The organism is candidate division WOR-3 bacterium, from assembly GCA_039804165.1.
Classification (GTDB): domain Bacteria; phylum Hydrothermota; class UBA3072; order UBA3072; family UBA3072; genus JAFGHJ01.
The window spans coordinates 12,148-30,212 of sequence record JBDRZZ010000010.1; the positions used below are offsets into that span (position 1 = coordinate 12,148).

General features: G+C 33.7%; 19 protein-coding genes and 4 tRNA genes. 7 read left to right on the forward strand and 16 right to left on the reverse strand.

Features of this window, described 5'->3' with window-relative positions:
• Nucleotides 1-23 precede the first annotated feature (23 nt).
• Together ABIN61_04950 and ABIN61_04955 are read left to right on the forward strand one after the other, a co-directional pair.
• Nucleotides 24-2,279, forward strand: a complete 2,256-nt coding sequence (locus ABIN61_04950) for a PAS domain S-box protein (protein MEO0293556.1) — start codon at nt 24-26, stop codon at nt 2,277-2,279.
• A gap of 12 nt (nt 2,280-2,291) precedes the next feature.
• Nucleotides 2,292-2,939, forward strand: coding sequence for a response regulator transcription factor (locus ABIN61_04955; protein MEO0293557.1), 648 nt, complete (start codon nt 2,292-2,294; stop codon nt 2,937-2,939).
• A gap of 38 nt (nt 2,940-2,977) precedes the next feature.
• Here the strand turns inward: ABIN61_04955 and ABIN61_04960 are convergent.
• From ABIN61_04960 to ABIN61_05005, 10 genes are all read right to left on the reverse strand, one after another.
• Nucleotides 2,978-3,050 (reverse strand) — tRNA-Lys (locus ABIN61_04960).
• A 6-nt stretch (nt 3,051-3,056) separates the two neighbouring features.
• Nucleotides 3,057-3,133, reverse strand: a tRNA-His gene (locus tag ABIN61_04965).
• Nucleotides 3,134-3,143: 10 nt separating this feature from the next.
• A tRNA-Arg gene (locus ABIN61_04970) sits at nt 3,144-3,217 on the reverse strand.
• A 13-nt stretch (nt 3,218-3,230) separates the two neighbouring features.
• A tRNA-Pro gene (locus ABIN61_04975) sits at nt 3,231-3,306 on the reverse strand.
• Nucleotides 3,307-3,309: 3 nt separating this feature from the next.
• Nucleotides 3,310-3,909: an RdgB/HAM1 family non-canonical purine NTP pyrophosphatase gene (gene rdgB / locus ABIN61_04980; protein ID MEO0293558.1), complete on the reverse strand. Its 600-nt coding sequence runs from the start codon at nt 3,907-3,909 to the stop codon at nt 3,310-3,312.
• Entirely contained in the window at nt 3,906-4,388 is a 483-nt protein-coding gene (locus ABIN61_04985; GenBank protein ID MEO0293559.1) for an SPOR domain-containing protein, read from the reverse strand. The genes rdgB and ABIN61_04985 overlap by 4 nt, the downstream gene beginning before the upstream one ends.
• 15 nt (nt 4,389-4,403) lie before the next feature.
• Nucleotides 4,404-5,432, reverse strand: a complete 1,029-nt coding sequence (locus tag ABIN61_04990; protein MEO0293560.1) for a mannose-1-phosphate guanylyltransferase — start codon at nt 5,430-5,432, stop codon at nt 4,404-4,406.
• Nucleotides 5,429-6,115, reverse strand: coding sequence for a DUF3108 domain-containing protein (locus ABIN61_04995; GenBank protein ID MEO0293561.1), 687 nt, complete (start codon nt 6,113-6,115; stop codon nt 5,429-5,431). Before ABIN61_04995 ends, ABIN61_04990 begins: the two co-directional genes overlap by 4 nt.
• A 2-nt stretch (nt 6,116-6,117) precedes the next feature.
• On the reverse strand, nt 6,118-6,780 hold the full coding sequence (locus ABIN61_05000) for a PhoU domain-containing protein (GenBank protein ID MEO0293562.1): 663 nt from the start codon (nt 6,778-6,780) through the stop codon (nt 6,118-6,120).
• 1 nt (nt 6,781) lies between these two features.
• Nucleotides 6,782-7,879 (reverse strand): Na/Pi symporter, encoded by a 1,098-nt coding sequence (locus ABIN61_05005; protein ID MEO0293563.1) that lies wholly within the window; start codon nt 7,877-7,879, stop codon nt 6,782-6,784.
• Between the two features lie 167 nt (nt 7,880-8,046).
• Here ABIN61_05005 and mgtE point away from each other — a divergent pair, with 167 nt between their 5' ends.
• On the forward strand, nt 8,047-9,435 hold the full coding sequence (gene mgtE / locus ABIN61_05010) for a magnesium transporter (protein MEO0293564.1): 1,389 nt from the start codon (nt 8,047-8,049) through the stop codon (nt 9,433-9,435).
• Here the strand turns inward: mgtE and ABIN61_05015 are convergent.
• Nucleotides 9,427-10,560 carry a glycosyltransferase gene (locus ABIN61_05015; protein MEO0293565.1) on the reverse strand — a complete coding sequence of 378 codons (1,134 nt, stop codon included), beginning with the start codon at nt 10,558-10,560 and terminating at the stop codon, nt 9,427-9,429. The two genes, mgtE and ABIN61_05015, sit on opposite strands and share 9 nt — an antisense overlap.
• Nucleotides 10,557-11,153, reverse strand: a complete 597-nt coding sequence (locus ABIN61_05020) for a glycerol-3-phosphate acyltransferase (protein MEO0293566.1) — start codon at nt 11,151-11,153, stop codon at nt 10,557-10,559. Before ABIN61_05020 ends, ABIN61_05015 begins: the two co-directional genes overlap by 4 nt.
• A gap of 131 nt (nt 11,154-11,284) precedes the next feature.
• Between ABIN61_05020 and ABIN61_05025 the strand changes: the two genes are divergently transcribed.
• The 3 genes from ABIN61_05025 to ABIN61_05035 all read left to right on the forward strand — a co-directional run bounded on the left by ABIN61_05025 (nt 11,285) and on the right by ABIN61_05035 (nt 14,590).
• On the forward strand, nt 11,285-13,213 hold the full coding sequence (locus ABIN61_05025) for a transketolase (protein ID MEO0293567.1): 1,929 nt from the start codon (nt 11,285-11,287) through the stop codon (nt 13,211-13,213).
• A 58-nt stretch (nt 13,214-13,271) separates the two neighbouring features.
• Nucleotides 13,272-13,856, forward strand: coding sequence for a hypothetical protein (locus ABIN61_05030; protein MEO0293568.1), 585 nt, complete (start codon nt 13,272-13,274; stop codon nt 13,854-13,856).
• A 122-nt stretch (nt 13,857-13,978) separates the two neighbouring features.
• Nucleotides 13,979-14,590 carry a transglycosylase SLT domain-containing protein gene (locus ABIN61_05035; protein ID MEO0293569.1) on the forward strand — a complete coding sequence of 204 codons (612 nt, stop codon included), beginning with the start codon at nt 13,979-13,981 and terminating at the stop codon, nt 14,588-14,590.
• Here ABIN61_05035 and ABIN61_05040 read toward each other — a convergent pair.
• Nucleotides 14,585-15,169 (reverse strand): diacylglycerol/polyprenol kinase family protein, encoded by a 585-nt coding sequence (locus ABIN61_05040; protein ID MEO0293570.1) that lies wholly within the window; start codon nt 15,167-15,169, stop codon nt 14,585-14,587. The genes ABIN61_05035 and ABIN61_05040 overlap by 6 nt on opposite strands.
• A gap of 193 nt (nt 15,170-15,362) precedes the next feature.
• On the opposite strand from ABIN61_05040, the gene ABIN61_05045 reads away from it, so the two are divergent.
• On the forward strand, nt 15,363-16,913 hold the full coding sequence (locus ABIN61_05045) for a T9SS type A sorting domain-containing protein (protein ID MEO0293571.1): 1,551 nt from the start codon (nt 15,363-15,365) through the stop codon (nt 16,911-16,913).
• A 312-nt stretch (nt 16,914-17,225) separates the two neighbouring features.
• Here ABIN61_05045 and ABIN61_05050 read toward each other — a convergent pair whose 3' ends face one another.
• From ABIN61_05050 to ABIN61_05060, 3 genes are all read right to left on the reverse strand, one after another.
• Nucleotides 17,226-17,414 (reverse strand): hypothetical protein, encoded by a 189-nt coding sequence (locus ABIN61_05050; GenBank protein MEO0293572.1) that lies wholly within the window; start codon nt 17,412-17,414, stop codon nt 17,226-17,228.
• Nucleotides 17,415-17,639: 225 nt separating this feature from the next.
• Nucleotides 17,640-17,801, reverse strand: a complete 162-nt coding sequence (locus ABIN61_05055) for a hypothetical protein (GenBank protein ID MEO0293573.1) — start codon at nt 17,799-17,801, stop codon at nt 17,640-17,642.
• A 65-nt stretch (nt 17,802-17,866) separates the two neighbouring features.
• Complete coding sequence (locus ABIN61_05060) at nt 17,867-17,998, reverse strand: hypothetical protein (protein ID MEO0293574.1); 132 nt, start codon at nt 17,996-17,998, stop codon at nt 17,867-17,869.
• Nucleotides 17,999-18,065: the final 67 nt, after the last annotated feature.

An 18,065-nucleotide genomic window follows, 5' to 3' on the forward strand; every position in this document is an offset into this window, starting at 1 on the left:
TTTATTAAAATTTATTTATAAGGATGAGAAAAAAAATAAAAAATGAGGAAAAAGAATTTCATCTGATTTTTGAATGTTCCCCCTACCCTATTTTTTTGCTCAATAAAGAAGGATTTATTGAAGATTTAAATAAAGCGGGGGCTAAGTTATTAGGTTATAGAAAGAATAAAGTAAAAGGTAAACCTTTCACCAGCTTCTTAACAAAAGATCTTAGGGGTTCAGTTAGTGAAAAAATTTCTATTCTCTCAGAAAAAGGAACCACTTCTGAAGAGTTAACATTAATATTTAATAATAAAGTAAAATTTAATTATCCGGTCGTTTTATTTAAGAATAAAGAAATCTTTCCAGATAAAATTATTATATTTGGTAACAATAATCTACAGAAACCAATAGAAGATATAAAAACAGCAGTGTTTAAGAGTAATTTACTAACTTATCTTCTTGATCACATTCCAGATCACATTTACTTTAAGGACAGAGAAAGCCGTTTTGTCTTAGCAAGTAAATCGGTTGCAGAACAATTTGGGCTCAAAAGAATAGAAGATTTAATAGGCAAAACAGATTTTGATTATTTCACTAAAGAGCACGCAGAAGCAGCCTTTCAGGATGAACAAGAAATAATGAAAACAGGTAAACCAATAACGAATAAAATCGAAAAAGAGACCCATCCTGATGGAAGAATAACCTGGGTCTCTACTACAAAAATCCCAAGATATGATGAAAATGGAAATATCATTGGCATCTTAGGTATTTCAAGAGACATAACTGAAAAGAAAATTCTTGAAGAAAAATTAAAAGAAAGGCTTGAAGAATTAGGGGAAGAAGTCGTTTTTAAGAGCCGCCTACTTACCTCTTTATTAGATAACATACCAGATAGAATTTACTTCAAAGATGAAAAGAGTCGATTCATTGCTGTAAGTAATTCTCTTGTTAAATGGCTAAAAGCTCGAAGTGCAGAGGAAATGATAGGCAAGACAGATTTTGATTATTTTACTGAAGAGCATGCAGAAGCAGCCTTTCAGGATGAACAAGAAATAATGAAAACAGGTAAACCAATTGAAGGAAAAATCGAAAAAGAGACCCATCCTGATGGAAGAATAACCTGGGTCTCTACTACAAAAATCCCAAGATATGATGAAAATGGAAATGTAATCGGAACTCTTGGGATATCAAGAGATATAACGGATAAACTCTTAGCGGAAAGAAAACTTGAAGAAACTGTAAATAAATTACAGACAATTGTTAACGCTGTTAATCAAGGTCTTGCAATAGTCAGTGAAAATTATGTAATTCTTGAAACTAACAACTTCCTTTGCGAATTATTTGGCTTAAATAGGGAAGAAATCATTAATAAGAAATGTTTTGAGGTATTTCCTCCGTGGAAAGAATCTTGCAAAGAATGTCCTCTTGAAAAATTATTTAAGAAAGGACAGCGATCCCCCACTGTGGAAAAAACGAAAGTTCTTAAGAATGGAACAATAAGATACTTCAGTATTCAAGCCTATCCAATTCCAAATTACGACAATGAAAATAAAGAACTCAAAGGTGTAATTTCTATAATGGATATTACAGATAGAAAGAATATGGAAGAAAAAAGGATCCAAAATTATAAAAGGAAAATGAAAAGTCTTTCTCATAAATTAACCCTAGCTGAGGAACACGAAAGAAAAAGAATTGCAACTGAACTTCACGCTGAGATTGGACAAGTTTTAGCCTTTTTAAAATTCAAAATAGGAGAATTAAAAGAAAAGAAATCTATAATGAATTCAAACATTAAAGATTCTTTAGAAGAAATTTATAATCTTGTTCAAAATGCAATTATTGCTACTCGTTCTTTAATGAGTCAAATTAGTCCCACAATACTTTATGAGCTTGGCTTCGTTCCTGCAGTTGATTGGCTTGCAGAAAAAATTTTAAAGGAAAATAAAATCGAATATGAGTTTAATGATGATGGAAAAGAAAAACCTTTATCTGATGACTTAAGGATTTTACTATTCCAAGCTGTGCGAGAACTCTTAGTAAATGTAAAAAAACACGCAAAGGCAAAGAAAGTTTGGATCTCTATAAAGAGAATCGACGAGGAAATTGCAATAGAGGTAAAAGATAATGGTGTGGGCTTTGATATATCTCAATTAGATTCTTACTACGAAAAAGATGTAGGCTTTGGTCTATTAAACATTAGGAGCCGCATTGAGGTTGTTGGAGGCTCCTTTGAAATAGAATCACATAAAAATAAGGGAACAAAAATAACATTAAAAGCGCCTCTTAGTTTAAAATAAAAGGAGTTAAGAATGAGCATAAAAATAATGATAGTAGATGAACATAAAATCTTAAGAGAAGGTTTAGCAACATTAATCTCAAGACAACCAAATATGGAAATAGTAGGAGAAGCAACAAATGGGCGAGAAGCCATAGAATTAGTAGATAAAGTTTCTCCTGATCTCATATTGATGGATGTAGCTATGCCAAGCTTAAATGGGATTGAAGCAACCCGGAAAATTAAATCAAAGCATCCAAATATTGAAATAATAGGACTCTCCTTACATTCTGATAGAAGATATGTATTGGGTATGATAGAAGCCGGAGCTTCAGGATATCTTCTCAAAGAATGCGCTTTTGAAGAACTAGTTCGCGCAATAAATACAGTTATGTCAAAGAAGAAATATTTAAGCCCAGAAATTTCAGATATCTTAATTGATGAATATGCAAAAAAAACAGCAAAAGAAAAGCCCATTGTTTATTCAAAATTAACGCCCAGAGAAAGAGAAATTCTACAATTAATTGCTGAAGGTTACAACACAAAGGAAATTGCAAGTCAACTATTTCTTTCCATAAAGACTGTAGAAACACATAGAAGACATATAAAAAAGAAATTAAAAGTTGAAAGTGTGGCTGATCTAACAAAAATTGCAATAAAAGAAGGACTCACTACTTTATAATTTCTAATTCTTATAAAATCCTAAATTTTTTATATAAATGCGTCAGGGAGGCTTCGAACCCCCGACCCGCGGATTAAGAGTCCGCTGCTCTACCAACTGAGCTACTGACGCTTTATTTGGGGTGAGTGAGGGGACTTGAACCCCCAACCACTGGAGCCACAGTCCAGTGCTCTAACCAGTTGAGCTACACTCACCATATTTTTATACGCCTGGAGGGACTCGAACCCCCAACCGTCGGATTAGAAATCCGATGCTCTATCCTGTTGAGCTACAGGCGTATTTCTCAATTTTTCGGGGTGAGTGGATTTGAACCACCGACCCCCTGCTCCCAAAGCAGGTGCGCTAAACCAGACTGCGCTACACCCCGCTTTCATTTACAAAATTCTTCTATCTTTTCTCTATTAGTATAAATATAATTAATCAATTTTTCAAGTGCTATCCTTCTATGACTTATTTTGTTCTTCTCCTCCTCATTCATCTCACCAAAAGTCTTGGTATATCCAAGAGGCATAAAAACCGAATCATATCCAAAGCCCTTCTCTCCAATCTCCTTTTCCGTAATCCTTCCTTTTACCTCTCCCTCAAAAAATTCAATCCATTTCTCTGTTATTACAAAAGCAATTACAGTTTTAAAATAAGCTTCCCTGTTATTTTTTCCTTTTAATTCAGAAAGTAACCTCTTTCTATTACTCGCATCTCCACTTCCTCCATATCTTGCAGCATAAACTCCGGGAGCCCCTCCCAAAGCTTTCACAAAAAGTCCTGTATCCTCTCCGATTGTACAAATTTTTGTTTTTTGGAAGTATGTAAGCGCCTTCTTTAGGCTATTATCCTGTAATGTCAATCCGTCTTCCAATATATTAAGTTTTAGACCAATGTCAAGAGGCGTTAATATTTCTACTAAACCCTTAGTAATTTCCTTTATTTCCCGAATTTTACCTTCATTTTCTGTAGCAACCAGTAGCCTCATTCAACATTTATCTCAGACTCAACCACCCAAGCCCTTTCATAAGAGCCTTTTACGTATTGATTCATATACTGAGTAGCTTCATATTTATCAAGAAAATCTCCAACTCTTACTTTGTAAAAAGGTGGTATATATTGAACATACACTTTCTTCCCTAACTGTGCCCTTGCTCTTGCCGCTAAAATATTTGCTTCCCCTTCATCCCTAAAAGCTCCAATTTGGATTCTATAACCTTGTCTTTTTATAGGAGTAACTGAAGGTGCTTCTTTTTCTTTAGGAGTGGGTGAAGTAACTCCTGAGAAAGGAGTTTCAACCTGTGGAGCAGAAGGTGTAACTTCTTCAAAAACAATAGAAGATGTATCCTCTAAAGAAGGAACTTCCTCAAATATCACTTCAGTTGGAGTTTCCTCTTTCACTGTTTGCTCTTTTACGCAAGCTCCTAAAAGAAGAAAGATGCTAAAGGCTACATATAAATATTTCATAATATTACCTCCTTTTTATTTATAATTTTTTGGAAGCTCTTCCACAATCTCTTTCAATTCCTGGGCTTCCCCTTTTGGTATAATTAATGTGGCATCTTTTGTGCGAACAACAATCATTCTTGAAAGGTTCTTTGCCACAATTATTCCATCTTCTGAATAAAATATATTATCATTACAGTTTATCGCAATAACCTCCCCTTTTTTAATATTCCCATTCTCATCTGGAATTTGAGTTCTCTCAAGAGAAGCCCAACTTCCAACATCATCCCAACCAAAATGAGACTCCACCACCACTACTTTCTTACTTCTCTCAAGAACACCATAATCTATAGAAATTGGAACCCCCTTTTCATAAAGAATCTTTATATTTCTTTGAGTAGGATTTTTCTCAATTTCTTCTATATACTTAGAAATCTCTGGACGGTGCTCCTTTATTTCCTCAAGAATTGTCTTAGCTTGCCACAAAAAAATCCCACTATTCCAAAGAAATTTCTTACTTTTTACATAATCATTTGCCGTTTTTATCTTTGGCTTCTCTGTAAACCTTTCCGCTCTCATTACAGAACTCTCTAACTTTTGTCCTTTTTCTATATACCCATAACCTGTCTCCACCCTAGTAGGGACAATCCCATAAGTCACAAGGTAACCTAAATCAGCCCATTTTATTCCTTTTTTAATCGTATCTATGAACTTTTCGGAATCTGGAATCCAATGATCAGAGGGTAAAACGAGCATCAAGGCTCCTTTGTCTTCCTTTAGAAGTTTGGCTGCAGAATAAGCAATTGCGTAAAGAGTATTCATCCCTTTAGGTTCAACAAAAATGCTTTCCTTTTCAAAACCACATTCCATAATTTGCTTTTTTAGCTCTGGAGTTGTAATAACTTTGATCCTTTCTGGGGGGGTAAGAGATTTTACTCTTTCTTTTGTATGGACTATAAGAGGCCTATCTCCAACGATAGAAAGAAATTGCTTTGGTTTTTTTTCTGTTGAAACAGGCCAAAATCTTGTTCCTCTACCTCCGGCCATTATCACAGTATAAATCATTTCGTTTCCTCTAAACTCATACTTTCTAATTCAAATCTAATTCTTCCAAATTTAAGTTTACTCTCTATCTTAACAGGAATGTGTTCAGGATCTACAGTAACCCAGATTTTTATTGGTTCCTCTGAACCGAAGATTTTATCTTCCTTCACCTGTGGTGTTAGCAAGAGAGTTCTAAATTTACCCATTGGAACTACTGTCCATTGCAATTCTGAAACAGGAACAATCATCTCCTCATTTTTTCCAGATGAATGAAAAGGAACTTTTAAAGTATCTCCTGGGGAAAAAGTTAAGGTTCGGATCCAATAAAGAGCTGCGAAAATATCTTTTGCTCCCGGAATCTTTTCGAATCTTCTTCCATCAGTGTAAAAAACCGAATCTTCTCTAAATCTCAAGGTAAGATTATTTTTATATTTTCCTTCAGAAATATTTTTTGTATAAGAAATCGTTGAAAAAGTAGATGTATCTACAACTGACTTATAATAATCGTCTATTCGATAAATTATAGAAAAGGCAGGATCAGTTCTCTGAACGCTTTCAATCACATAAGAAGGAGTCCCTTCAAACTCCTCCTCTTTTATTTCCATAAAAGAATATCCAGCTCTAATAGGTCCAAAATAAGCTCCGTAATTTAGCCTTTCTCCAATAGAATAAGTTAAATAAATGGAAAAGAAATAAATAATCATTTTTAAACTTCTTCCTCTAAAGGTCGATAACCCAAACGATAAAAAGGATTCACAACACTGGAACAAACATTTCTTATATGGGAAGATACTCTCTTAAGATGTCTAACTAAAAGTGCATATATTATCCCTTCTTTTGCAGTTAAAGAAGAATCTTCTATCAACTCTTCCAAAAGAACCTGACACCCTTTTACAACTTCAGAAAGTTCCTCTGTTATTTTTCTCCCTTTAATTTCATCCTGCTCTTTATAAACTTTCATTGTTTCTTTAAAGTAAAGTTGAACCTTCTTCTCTAATTCTTTTATTCTATCTATGTATTTACCTTTTAAAGGTTCTGGATACATATGAGAAACTTCAACAAAATTCTTTGAATAATCTCCAATTCTCTCTATGTCAATCACTATAGTTACAAGAATTAAAGAAGGAGTAATGTCCTGGCTCGGGTTAATCGAAAGATGTTCAAGAATCTTTTTCCTAACATTTATTTCAAGCTCATTCAGTTTTTTATCAACTTCATATATATCCTTTTTCTCTTTCCCCTTCTCAATCACCATTCTCATTGAATAGTGAAACATATTATAAGCAATCTCCATCATCTCCTCTACCATTTCCTCGGCTTCTTCTATTAAACCTTTTCCCTTAAAGAATCTACTAATCCAATTTAACATCTTACCTCCCTAAAAGTATTCCAATCATAGGGATAATTATAAATATAACAATTATATAAACAAATGCAAGTAATCTTCTCCTACCTGATAATGCTCCTATCTTTTTTGCAATAGTTAACGGGACTCTCCTTAAAGGATACCAAACCAAAATCCCAAAGAAATTAAAAAGAGAATGAGAAAAAGCTATTGCAACCCCATTAGAATTACCTGTGGCAAGAGCTGCTAAAATTGCAGTTACTGTTGTCCCAAGATTTGCTCCAAGAGTATAGGGATAAGCTTTCTCTATCGTTATGATCTGTGTTCCTACAAGAGAAACCACCAAAGATGTTGTAATTGAACTCGATTGAATAAAAGCTGTAAGACAAAGTCCCAAAACCCATGCGGAAAAGTCATTCCTAAAAAGGTATTGGTCAATGAGAATTTCAAACCTCTCTGCAGAAGCTTTCCTTAAAATACTAACAAAAGACGTTATTGCAAGGATGATTACTCCTAAAGAGATAATAGCCAAAAAAATGCAATGAGTTCCAAATAAAATCATTATTCTTTCCACAATAGGAGCAACCACTAATTTTAACGGTGAAGTAAAACAAACTGTTTCTTTCCCTATAAAAAAATGAGTAAGCAATATTGAGACCCGCTCAACCGGATGGAAAAATAACTCTATTGGTAAAAAAATAATCACCGAGAGAATGTTGAAAATATCATGAACAATTGCTGCGGGGAAAGCTTTTGAAAACTCTCTTTCTATAGAAAAATGTCCAAAAGAAGCAATTGCACAAGTAATTGTCGTCCCTATATTCGCTCCCATTATAATTGGAATGGCGTTCCGAATCGTCAAAGTTCCCGCAGAGACAAAGCCAACTGTAATGGAAGTTGTAACAGAACTGGATTGAATTATTGCTGTTGAGAGAAGTCCGATAAAAAGACCTGTGAAAGGATTCGTTGTTGCCGTTATTAATTTCCTTGCAAAATCACTTCCAAAAGCTTTAAGAGAAGAGGTCAAAAGTTCCACTCCTAAAAAGAATAAATAAAGAAAAAAAATAGAAAAAATTAAATGAAAAAGAACCTTATATTTCGACTTGTAAACTTTGTGTAACAATTAGTAACTCCTCTCCTTAATTTTCCATTAAGCTTTCATTACAAAAATATAAAATTTACTCATTTTGTCAATTCAAAAATTACACTTGCGAAATTCATTATCTTTATTAAAATTGTCTGACTTCCTTCTTAGAGAAAAAATATATATAAATTTAGTAGGAGGAATTTATGCCAAAGAAAAAAAGGATTATAAGCCCAATTTCAATCCTACTTAAACCTGAAATAAAGGACTTGATCAAGGAAGAAGACTGGAATACCTTGAAAGAAGTTTTGCCAGAGTGGGAACCAGTAGATATAGCAGAGTTAATAAGAGAGCTTGAAGATAAAGAAAGATTAATTCTATTCCGGTTACTTCCTCCAAAATTACAATCTGAAGTTTTTGCTGAATTTGATTCTAAGATGCAAAAGTATATTCTAAAAAATTTAACAAATGAGTATATCAAATCAATTATCACAGGATTAGACCCTGATGATAGGACCCGCCTATTTGAAGAACTTCCACCAGAAGTTACAAGAAAACTCCTTAATTTACTATCTCCTGAAGACAGAAAGGAATCCCTACAACTTCTCGGTTATCCAGAAGACAGCGTTGGAAGATTGATGACGCCTGATTATATAGCAGTTAAGCCCAGTTGGAGCATTAAAGAAGCTATCCAACATATTAGAAATAAAGGAAAGGATGCAGAAACAATAAATATGATATATGTTGTGGACGACGAATGGCACCTCATCGATGATATTCCAATTCGCAGATTAATCCTATCAAAATCTAACCAGAGTATTGAGTCTATTATGGATTATCATTTCGTTTCCATAAATGCAATGGTTGACCAAGAAGAAGCAATAAAACTAATTCAAAAATACAATCTTTATTCTCTCCCTGTAACAGATTCAAAAGGACATCTCCTCGGAATTGTAACGCACGATGATATAATAGACGTCCTTAGAGAAGAGGAAACAGAGGACTTCACAAAACTCTCCGCAATTGAAGCAAAATCAATCGGAATGGAATTCATAACAAGAATAAAAGAAGTTCCTCTGGCAAAAATGTTTAAGGTAAGAATTGTATGGCTTCTTGCTCTTTTAATTATGGATCTTATTGTTGGAGGGATTATTAAAGGATTTGAAGGAATGATTGCAAAATACGTCGTTCTTGTAACCTTCCTTCCCGTTCTCATAGATACAGCAGGAAATGCAGGCTCTCAATCGGCAACTTTGGTTATAAGAGCGTTGGCTCTTGGAACTGTAAAGATAAAAGATTGGATATATTTACTTGGTAGAGAATTACTTATAGCTGGAGCCTTAGGTGTTGCTATGGGGTTTGGCATATCTATAATGGGTTTTTTAAGAGGGGGCGGAGGGACAATCGTTAAAGTTATTGTTTTAGCAATGATTACAAATGTCGTGGTTGGAAGTCTTATAGGGGTTTCTCTCCCATTTATTTTCACGAAATTTAGAAAAGACCCTGCGACAGCAAGCACTCCTCTTATCACCACTCTCGCAGACATATTTGGAACCGGGATCTATCTTGGAATTGCCCATTTAATATTAGGTTGATAAAATTCTATAAATTCTTCCCTTCCAAGTAACAGCTTTATTCAACAAAGTAAGTCTCATAGAATTAAGAGCTATTAGTAAGGCGAATATAAGAGCAAAAGGATGCAAAAAGATGAGCCAATAGTTTATTTTAAATCTTGCGGAAAGAAAATATCTATGTAAGAGAATCAAAAAGAATTGAATGGTTGAGAAAAAGCCCAATTTAAATCTTACTATTCCCAAAACGAAAGAAAAGATAGGAAATAAATAAAGAGACAAAATAAAAGAAATAAACAAAAGAAAAGCAATAATAGAATTATTAAAAGCCCCAAAAGAATTTTTAGAAAAACCATTCCATAAATCTTTAAAATTATCATAAAATCTTAAAGAAACTTTTTCTCTTCCATCCATAAAAACAACCTTTCCTCCATTCCTCTTTACTTCCTTAGCAAGTTCCAAATCATCCACAATCTTATCTTTAATTTTCTCATGCCCCCCGATTTTTCTATAAAATTTAGAATTAATCAGCATAAAAGGTCCAAGGGCTATAACAACATTCGGATTTTTTATAGAGTTCATAAGTCCTAAAGGAATAAAACTAAAAAATGCAAAATGAACAAGAGGTATAAATAATTTCTCAGATAATGTTCCCATCACCAAATCCGGCATTATTGACAAAAGATCAGCTTTTTCCTCTATAGCGGAATTCACAGCTAAAGAAATTGAATCTTGGGAATGGACCGTATCAGCATCTGTAAAGAGTAACCACTCTCCCTTAGCATACTTAGACAAAAAATGGCAGGCAAAATTCTTCCCAGTCCAACCAGGAGGTAAAAAATCATTTGTATAAATTTTCAATTGAGGATATTTTTCCTTTATTCTTTCCAATTTCATTAAAGTATCATCCAATGAATTATCATTAAAAACCATCACCTCAAAATTGGGATAATCTTGTTCTAAAATAGAAAGCACACATTTTTCAATATTTCCACTCTCATTCCTTGCCGGAATAAGGACAGAAACAAAAGGCATTTTTTTATTCCGCTTATTGCTTCCCTTAAAAGACTTCAGCAATCTAAGATTATTCAAAAGATTTATTAAAATAACTAATAGTAAGCCTGTTACAACAAAGTTGTAAACTCTCATCCTTTATCCCATCCCGATTTTTTCTTTACTTCCCTCATATGAGGTTCATCTATAAGTCTTTTTATCCCAAGAAAGGAAAGATAGCTTATTGTAAATATTATTTCTTTAAAAGAATTCTTAAAAAGAGGCATCCACAAAATTGGTAAACTCCCAATTCCAATACTCACAGCGAAATGAAAATATCTCCTAATAGAAAACATAATTAACATAAAAGTAAGAGAAACCACCATAGGAAGAGGAAACAAAATAAGCAAAAACCCAATTGCAGTAGCCAACCCTTTACCTCCCTTAAAGCCAAGGAATATTGGAAAATCGTGGCCTAAAACTACTCCAAAACCTCCAATCACAATTGTGGTAAATGATAAATTCAAAGACAAGCATAAAATTGCTACTATAACTCCTTTCAATGCATCTAAGATCCCAACAATTATCCCATAAGGCTTTCCCACAGTGTGTAAAACATTTCTCGCCCCCACATTTCCTTCCCCTGCATATCTAATATCAATTCCCTTTACAAGTTTTCCTGTTATAAAGGCAAAAGGAACACTCCCTATCAAATAGGAACTTAAAAAAACAAAAATATTTCCTATCATCTTTTGGTTAAATTAATAATAAATTTAATTTTGTCAACAAGTTTCTTGACAAAAATACAATAATTTATATATTTTCATACAAAAACGGAAGGGTATTTACTAAAGGGAACCAAAATAAAAAGGAGAAAAAAATGAGTAATAATTTAAAAAATTGGTTTAAAGAAAGAGAAGAATACAGATTCAAGAGCAAAAAGATTTCTAAAGAAGTGCTATCAAAATTAGAAGAAATAGCTCATTTATGCAGAGGCGACATCCTGAAAATGACCACAGTTGCAGGTTCAGGACATCCTGGAGGATCACTTTCTTCAATTGATATCTTTACAACAGTATATAGCCTTGCAGATCTAACAAAAGATGAAGTTGTAGTAAGTCACGGACACACCTCTCCCGGAGTATATGCAATTCTTGGGAGGCTTGGAATTCTTGATATAGAAGAGGTAATAACTTTCTTTAGACATATTTCAGGCCCTTACGAAGGACACGTAGAATCCCATCTTCCAGGAATAGTTTGGTCTACTGGTAACTTAGGACAAGGACTTTCTGCAGCCTGTGGATTTGCTCTTGCAAAAAAACTAAAAGGAGATTCTTCGAGGGTCTTTGCCCTTATGAGCGACGCAGAACAAGCAAAAGGACAAGTAGCTGAAGCAAGAAGATTCGCCTCCAAGTTTAAATGTAACAATATAACTGTCGTTATTGATTATAACAATAGACAAATCTCAGGTAAAGTAGAAGATATAATGCCTATCAATATAAAAGAGGACTACCTCGCAGATGGATGGAAAGTTCTCGAAGTATGTGGCCATGATATTAGAGAATTATATGAAGCAATCCATAATGCAATAAACGATGAGTCTAAGCCTTATGCAATAATTGCAAATACTATAATGTGTAAAGGGGTTCCTTTCATAGAGGGAGATGAAAGCTATCATGGAAAAGCTCTTTCTAAAGAAGAATTGGATAAGGCCCTTAAAGTTTTAGGGATAGAAAACGATATAGAAAAATATATTCAGAAAAGGAATTCTACAACTGCAAAACCCATAAAAAAGAACAATAATGTCTATCCCCTCCCAAAGTTGAACTTAGGAAAGCCTATAGAATATAAAGTTGGAGAAAAAGTCGCAAATAGAGATGCTTATGGTAATGCTTTAGCAGACCTTGCAAAAATAAATGAGCCGGGGACAATTGTAGTAACAGATTGCGATTTGGCAAGCTCTGTTAAAACAGATAAATTTGCAAAGATTCATCCTGATTATTTCATTCAGAATGGAGTTAGTGAACATAACACTGCTACAATTTCTGGGGTCCTCTCTATAAGAGGGTTCCAAACCTTTTATTCTGATTTTGGAGTTTTCTCTTTTGATGAAACCTATAATCAACATAGATTAAATGCAATAAACAATACAAAACTCAGGATTGTGTCCACTCATAATGGTCTTAATGTTGGAGAGGATGGAAAAACTCATCAATGCATAGATTATATTGGGTTAATAAAAAATATTCCCGGATTCTCAATCATTATTCCCGCAGATGCGAACCAGACTGACAGGGTAATTCGGTATATAACAAAAATGGAAACTAATGTTGCAGTTGTTGTAGGAAGAGAAAAAAGCCCTATAATAGAAGATGAAAATGGAAAAGCTTTTTTTGGGGGGGACTATCAATTTGAATATGGTAAAATTGATAGAGTAAGAGAAGGAAAAGACGGAATAATTCTTTCTTATGGATACACATTATTTCTTGCTCTACAAGCGAGAAAAATACTTCAAGAAAAAGGCTTTGAACTCGCAATCTGGAACGTTTCTTGTCCACTTGCAATTAGAAAAGAAGATGTTAAAAAAATTACTGAGTACAAAAATGTTTTCACTTATGAAGAACACTTAATAAATAGTGGGTTAGGTTGTATTTTGGGAAACCTTATGGCAAAAAGTGGAACTTCTGTTAACTTCCATAGCTATGGAGTTTTAGACTTCTCTCCTTCTGGAAGTGCAGAAGACCTATTCAAAGCCTTAGAATTATCTCCAGAAGCAATTGCAGAGAAAATCGAAAAAGCGTTAAAATGAATTATTCCCCCTCTTGACTTTTTATCTTTTCCTTTTATACTTTCCTAAGGAGGCATAAATGAGAAATTTATTAATAACACTTTTAATTATCTCGATATTAGGCTGTGCTTCTAAGGGAGAAACGAAATTAGGAGAAATAGAAATTCCAAGTTGGTATCTAACTACAGAAAGTGATCCAAATTATATATTAGGAAAGGCTACAGCTACTTCAGAAGATTTGCAACTCGCAATAGATAAAGCAAAACATGATGCAAGACTTGATATAGCAGAAAACCTTGAATCTCACATTATGGGTTTGATTAAGAAATTTGACGAAGAAGTTGGAAAAACGGAAGATGCAGAATTATTATCTCAGTTCACTAAAGTTTCGAAAAATGTCGTTGATCAGACCCTTATAGGGACAAAAGAACGCAAAGTAAAAATTGCGAAAGAAGGAACCGGTTATAGAGCCTTCGTCTTAATGGAACTTCCAATAGGAAAAGCGAAAGAGGAACTTCTGAAGCAACTATATTCAAGCGAAAATACCAATTTATATACTCGTTTTAGAGCTTCTCAGTCATTCCAAGAACTAAAAGAAGAAATTGAAAAACTCAGAGAATATAAAAAAGAAGAGGAAGAAGGCTTAAAGGAGCTAAATAAATAACCAAAATATTTTTTTACCTCCTTAAATTTACAAACCCTACAGTGTTAAATAACACTGTAGGGTTTTATTAAAAAATTGATTAACCCCTTGCAAAATTTGATTTTTAGAATAAATTTATATAAATGATATTTGACATAAAAAAGGCAAAAAACTATCATTTATTTAGAATAACACTCTTTATGACCTTCTTAATCCCTGTTCAATTTCTACTCTCTATGAAAGAAACAAGATGGCGTAAAGAATATGAAGAGTTACGGCAAGAAGCTCTTTTATATGCTCGTTCTTGTGGTGTAGAAGGAGACAGCAAAATAATAAAAAGAGCGTATGATTACTCTGTACGTTTCTGGATGAGATGGCCAGTGGTCCTTAGATGGATTCAAACCGAGAGTGATTTTATCCCAACTGCTAAGAGCAAAGCCAACGCTAAAGGGCTTACCCAAGTCTTAGAAGAAACAGCGAGTTATATTGGAGAAGTGCTTCTTTTCTCGGGTTCAGTTGGTTTAACCTTAGAAGAAGAAAAAAGGTTAAACGAAAGAAAGTATAACCTATACGAAATAGAGGACAATCTTCTTTTAGGATTTTCTTATCTAAAGTTCCTTTCAATATTTTCAAGTAATCCAGAAGAAGCTCTGGCAAGATACCTTGCGGGTAAAAAATGGGTTGATTTCTTAGATTCAAGGTATGTCCAGAGAATCTCGGATGGGAAACCAATAATTAGAGATACAACCTTATAAAATCTTCAAAATAATCTCCATAGCTACACCTGTAATTAAAGGAAGAGCAAAGTTATCATCTATTCCAAAAGGAAAAAACTCTACAAGAGAAGCAACAATTGAGCCTAAAAAGAGAACCAACTTATTCGGATGAGGTAAAAAGATAGAAACAAATAAACAAACAACAAAACATGCAACACTACCTTCTACTGTCTTTTCAGAGTCAAGGCGTATCTTCCCCCATTTTACCCCAATAATATGAGCTAAAGTATCTCCAAAAGATAAAAAAAGTAAAACAGCAATGGCAATCCATTTATCGAAAAAATAAATAGATAAAAATGCACCTGCAACATAATGAGTTCCAGCCGTTAAAGTCTTTTTCTCTTTTTCCCACAACAATTTTCCAAAATAACGATTAAAAATTTTATTTAACTTCTTAACCTCTAATCTTAAGAAATCTACCAAAAGCGTTATAAAACTCACAATGGCAAGTGCAACAATCATCTTAAACCGAGGAACAAAAATATAACATATTGGAAATAAAGCTGTTCCTATATGTAATAACTTCCTTAAAATAACAAATTTTGTCAATGTTTTCATAAAAAAAAGTTATAGAAATAACCTTTTAAGTCAAGATAGAACCTTTCATTCGATGGAGGTAAAAAATGTAAATTTATCCCCCAACAAGTTAAGAAAACATTTTTACCTTTAGTATAAATATATTCTTTGAAATTGACAAAGATAGGATTTCATATAATATATTTATATATAAATAAAGAGGAGGCGAAATAAAATGAAGACGAAATGTATTCTATTAATCTTATTTACTTTTTTTAACTTATTAGGTAAAAAAATGCCACTTGTTTATGATATTGAAAATACAGGGATGGATTGCCCTTTACCGGATTTTCTTTCTTTTAGTGAATTACCAACAATAAAAACTTTACCCGACCCATTTATATGGGCTGATAGTAACAAAGGTCGAATTAAAAGCTGTGACGATTGGCGATGTCGCCGTGCAGAAATTAGTGCTTTAATTCAACACTATGAACTTGGAACCAAACCAGAGCCTCCAACTAACTTAAAAGCAAGTTTCTCTGATACAATTGTAAAATTGCCTCCTATATTTGAAGGTGGAGATTCTATAACTTTGTCAGGTAAAATCCTCGCAATAACCATTGTCGAAAACGAAGATACATTCAGGTTGTATGCTCCTATAAGTCTCCCTGAAGGAGAAGGCCCTTTTCCTGCTGTAATTGGTGTAGGGTGGTCTCCCACTGGAAGCCTTCCATCAGATCTCTTTATAACTCGTGGGATTGCAACAATCCATTATATGGATTGGCAAGTAGCTAATGCTTGGTCTAACAAGCGTGGTGATGGAGCATTCTTTAAGCTTTATCCGGATCCTAAAAGAGGTAAATTTATCGCCTTTGCCTGGGGTGTAAGTAGAATTATAGATGGCTTAGAAATGTGCCCTCAGGCCAAAATCGACCTCTCCCATTTAGCTGTAACAGGGTGTTCCTACGCAGGAAAGATTGCGCTTTTTTCTGGGGCATTTGATGAGCGAATCGCTCTCACAATTGCACAAGAACCTGGAGGAGGAGGAGATGCAGCATGGCGAGTAACAGAAACATTACCAGGTAATAGAGAAACTCTAAAAAACGCTCAAGGTTTTGCCTGGTATAGCCAAGATCTTTCTCAATTCAACTATGCAGTTACAAAATTACCTTTTGATCATCATGAAGTAATGGCACTGGTAGCACCACGTGCACTTTTAATAATTGGCAACCCGGATATGGAGTGGCTTGCAGAAGAATCTGGACATGTGGCGTGTAAGGCTGCTCATGAAGTCTGGAAAGCTCTTGGAGTGCCTGACAGGTTTGGATTTTCTAAAGTCGGTCACAGTGACCACTGCGTCCTTCCAGACATTCAGAGGCCAGAAGTAATAGCCTTCATAGAAAAATTTCTCCTTGGTGATACTACAATAAACACCAATGTGGAGATTAGCCCATACAATCCTGATCTTTCTAAATGGATTACCTGGGAGACACCAAAGTTAAAAGAACCACTTTCTTTTACAGGAGATTTCTATTTAGATCAAAACCACCCTAATCCATTCAATTCCATTACCACCATAGAATATTATTTAAAAGAAGAAGCTAATGTTGAAATTTCTATCTATGATATTATGGGCAAGAAAATCACAACTGTATTAAATAAAAGACAATGCGCAGGCAAACAAACTCTCATTTTTAATGGCTCTGATTTACCAAGTGGTATTTATATTTATACACTTAAAGTTGGCAAAACACTTAAGAGTAAAAAAATGGTGTTATTACGATAGCTGAAAATAAAAAACGAAAGAGTATTTAACGGATTCTTAATTGTAAAAATTAAAATTTTTCTCAAATTCTTTATCTTTATAATTAGCAACCTATTTGTTATTTGTATTTTAGTAGAATGGAGGGAATTAGACATAGTTCTTTTCTATTATCTTACAATAAAAATAGACCTTCCAAGGCAGGTGGTGGACACTTTGAGATATTTTAACATTCACAAGGTCTAATTCCAGATCAAGAGTCACATCCATTTTCTTCTCCAGAAATTTATCAAGATCCGCCGCAAACAAGTGGACAAGTTCAGGAGATTTGTTTTCTCAATAAGTATCTCTAAAGAGTTTATCATTCTTGTTTGAGTTCTTTCTCATCGTATTAAAGAAAAATAGATAATTATTGACTTTATGAAAGAAATGCTCTTTTCCTTCAAAGACTTCTATATCAAAGAATTCTCTTTTTCTTCTTACTCTGCAACCTTTTTTCTTTAGGTAATTCGTCTCCTCTCGCATGTAAAATCCTTCTGGCGGTTTCATGGGAAACAGGAACTTAAAAATCTCTAACCAATACCTTTGTTGACATTTTACCCGTCTCTTTGCGTTTTTCTATGTGTTTGGGTGTCTTATTATGGACTCCCTGATGTGCTCTGGAAGGGTTATATAAGCCTTCTATGCCACATTTATCAAATCTTTTAAGCCATTTGTAAACGATAGGTCTTCCTGTATTAAAATTACGGGCTACATCTCTATAGACTCTTCTTTCGCATTTTTTACCATCTCAAAACGAAATTTTACCTTATTAAAGGGTTGCATATTTTTATAACCTCGTCCTATTGATAATAGAACGTGTTTCCTCCTTTTTTTGTTTGTCTTTAAAAGGAGGATATTTATTTTAACCATAATTGCAACTCCTTAATTCTTCTAACCAACAATTTAGAACAATTTCGCTCATCTCTCTATAAATCTCATCCTTTTTTTGAAAAATACCTTATATTTTTTAGGTTTATATTTAAATCTACCCTCTTTATCTCCAAAACCTCCACAAAGTGTCCACCTGCTTTGGATTTAACACTTACAATAAAAATTTCTATTGACAACAAACAAAAAATAAATAAAATAAATATTAAAAATCTCATCTTGCTTTTCAAAAAATTTTTTAAATTA

Bases quoted from the DNA above. Each gene is read 5' to 3' on its own strand.
- ABIN61_04950 (MEO0293556.1), top strand. From the start codon at position 24: ATGAGAAAAAAAATAAAAAATGAGGAAAAAGAATTTCATCTGATTTTT.
- ABIN61_04955 (MEO0293557.1), top strand. From the start codon at position 2,292: ATGAGCATAAAAATAATGATAGTAGATGAACATAAAATCTTAAGAGAA.
- rdgB (MEO0293558.1), bottom strand. From the start codon at position 3,909: ATGAGGCTACTGGTTGCTACAGAAAATGAAGGTAAAATTCGGGAAATA.
- ABIN61_04985 (MEO0293559.1), bottom strand. From the start codon at position 4,388: ATGAAATATTTATATGTAGCCTTTAGCATCTTTCTTCTTTTAGGAGCT.
- ABIN61_04990 (MEO0293560.1), bottom strand. From the start codon at position 5,432: ATGATTTATACTGTGATAATGGCCGGAGGTAGAGGAACAAGATTTTGG.
- ABIN61_04995 (MEO0293561.1), bottom strand. From the start codon at position 6,115: ATGATTATTTATTTCTTTTCCATTTATTTAACTTATTCTATTGGAGAA.
- ABIN61_05000 (MEO0293562.1), bottom strand. From the start codon at position 6,780: ATGTTAAATTGGATTAGTAGATTCTTTAAGGGAAAAGGTTTAATAGAA.
- mgtE (MEO0293564.1), top strand. From the start codon at position 8,047: ATGCCAAAGAAAAAAAGGATTATAAGCCCAATTTCAATCCTACTTAAA.
- ABIN61_05015 (MEO0293565.1), bottom strand. From the start codon at position 10,560: ATGAGAGTTTACAACTTTGTTGTAACAGGCTTACTATTAGTTATTTTA.
- ABIN61_05020 (MEO0293566.1), bottom strand. From the start codon at position 11,153: ATGATAGGAAATATTTTTGTTTTTTTAAGTTCCTATTTGATAGGGAGT.
- ABIN61_05025 (MEO0293567.1), top strand. From the start codon at position 11,285: ATGAGTAATAATTTAAAAAATTGGTTTAAAGAAAGAGAAGAATACAGA.
- ABIN61_05030 (MEO0293568.1), top strand. From the start codon at position 13,272: ATGAGAAATTTATTAATAACACTTTTAATTATCTCGATATTAGGCTGT.
- ABIN61_05035 (MEO0293569.1), top strand. From the start codon at position 13,979: ATGATATTTGACATAAAAAAGGCAAAAAACTATCATTTATTTAGAATA.
- ABIN61_05040 (MEO0293570.1), bottom strand. From the start codon at position 15,169: ATGAAAACATTGACAAAATTTGTTATTTTAAGGAAGTTATTACATATA.
- ABIN61_05045 (MEO0293571.1), top strand. From the start codon at position 15,363: ATGAAGACGAAATGTATTCTATTAATCTTATTTACTTTTTTTAACTTA.
- ABIN61_05050 (MEO0293572.1), bottom strand. From the start codon at position 17,414: ATGCGAGAGGAGACGAATTACCTAAAGAAAAAAGGTTGCAGAGTAAGA.
- ABIN61_05055 (MEO0293573.1), bottom strand. From the start codon at position 17,801: ATGGTTAAAATAAATATCCTCCTTTTAAAGACAAACAAAAAAAGGAGG.